At 59.7% G+C, this 1,652-nt stretch carries 1 protein-coding gene; it reads right to left on the reverse strand.

All coding sequences use genetic code 11. The features are described 5' to 3' along the window. Positions 1-601: 601 nt before the first annotated feature. Positions 602-1,652: thioesterase domain-containing protein (locus IVB48_RS29745; protein ID WP_247342841.1), on the reverse strand; the 1,051-nt coding region annotated here is incomplete at its 5' end.

Here is a 1,652-nt window from a genome sequence, read left to right on the forward strand (position 1 = left end):
TCTCGATCCTCTGCGGTTGGGCAAAAGACCAAGGTAGCCGGGTTGCAGACTGTCAGCGGTGCGCGCCTCCCCGTTGCCCCCGATCATGATCGCTGGAAATAGCGATCACGATCGGCTGGAAACGACGATCACGATGCTCTGGAATGGGTGATCACGATGGCCTGGAATCGGTGATCACGATCGGCTGGAACACGCAGTCAGGGGGCCGTTTTGATGATCCCCCCGGAAAAGGCGGTGCGATTCGAGATCATTCGGACGGCCGCCTAAGTCCACTTAAATCCCGTTGCGCGTCATCTTTGGCCGTCCGCCGCTAGCTTGCGCAGGTTTCCTCCATCGGACGCTCAGACCTGTCCCGGCCGGCCCTACCCGGCCGCTCCCCCCGTCAAAGTACGGGCACAGATCGAGTTAGACGTGGAAAACGGCGCCGGGAGCATGCCCGGTCGGCGGCGGCGCGTGCAACATCGAGCGGAATCAGCAGCTCAGGTCGGTTACAGGCGAAATTCGTGCGAAGAGTGATCTTGCCCGCGACCTCGAAAGCCGGATCTCCTCCGGCACAGGGCCCAGGACCCGATCCGGCTCGTGACTGAGTCCGCCACGGCTTTTATTCAATGGCGGACGAATGGAGAACAGCGTCGGCGAACAGGCGATTTGAGAGGTCGTCCGCGAGGACAACTACGTTTGGATGCTTCAGAAGCGAGCGATGGTCGCCAGGAAGAGGCGGCGCTTCAATGACGCTATCGAAGACAGCGCGCCATGAAGTTGCTGTGTTGGCGGAGTTCTGATTGTAAGAGACGCCGAGCGCCGAAACCTTCTTGGGTACGTAGAGTCTGCCCGCGCGAATATGGCGAACGAACACTTGGAAGATTTCCTCAAGCGCGGGTGCACCAATTTTCCATGCACCCGAGAGGGCGAGAGCAAGCGCTGCGAAGTCAGCTGGCCGAATTTCGGTCGTTGCACCGTGTTGAGGCGACAATCCACCCTCCTCCGCAAGGAATATAAGGAATTCAGACCATTCCTGGTCCATGGAGAGACTGAGAGGCGCTTCTAGGACCGACGGATAGGCACTATCGATCATAGCCACAAAATCGACCCTCACGTGTGCGGAAATAAGTACCCCAGCGATGGCGTGGGCGAGCACACCACCAAAAGACCATCCGGCGAGCGTACAAGCCATGTCCGGTAGCACTGGAAGAATGGCCCGAGCATAGACTCCAGCTATCTCGTCAATCGAACGCACCCTCGCGAGTTCGTGACCGAAGTTTAGGGCATGAATACCATAGATGTTTTGCGTAGGTGGCAACGCCCGCACGAGGTCATCATAGATGCTCAGGCCTCCGCCACGCGCGTGACAGAGGATAAGCGGCCGACTCTTGGCGACTCGAAGAGAAATGAGTTGGCCCGCAGATTTTCGACCGTCCTTTGATCGCGAGCGCACTTTCTCGGCGCACTGGTCGAGGCGGGGACTCGCGATATGCGCGGAAAGTTCGAGGGTAAGACCCCGCCGCCGGAGTTGCTCAAGCACTTGCAGTGCCAGCAGTGAGTGCCCGCCCAGCTCGAAGAAGTTGTCGTGCCGGCCGACACGTTCCAGGCCCAGAAGCTCGGCCCAGATCTGCGCCAGCGCGATCTCGATCTCGCCCCGCGGCGCCTCATAG

The sequence above is a fragment of the Bradyrhizobium sp. 76 genome (genome assembly GCF_023073025.1).
Classification (GTDB): domain Bacteria; phylum Pseudomonadota; class Alphaproteobacteria; order Rhizobiales; family Xanthobacteraceae; genus Bradyrhizobium.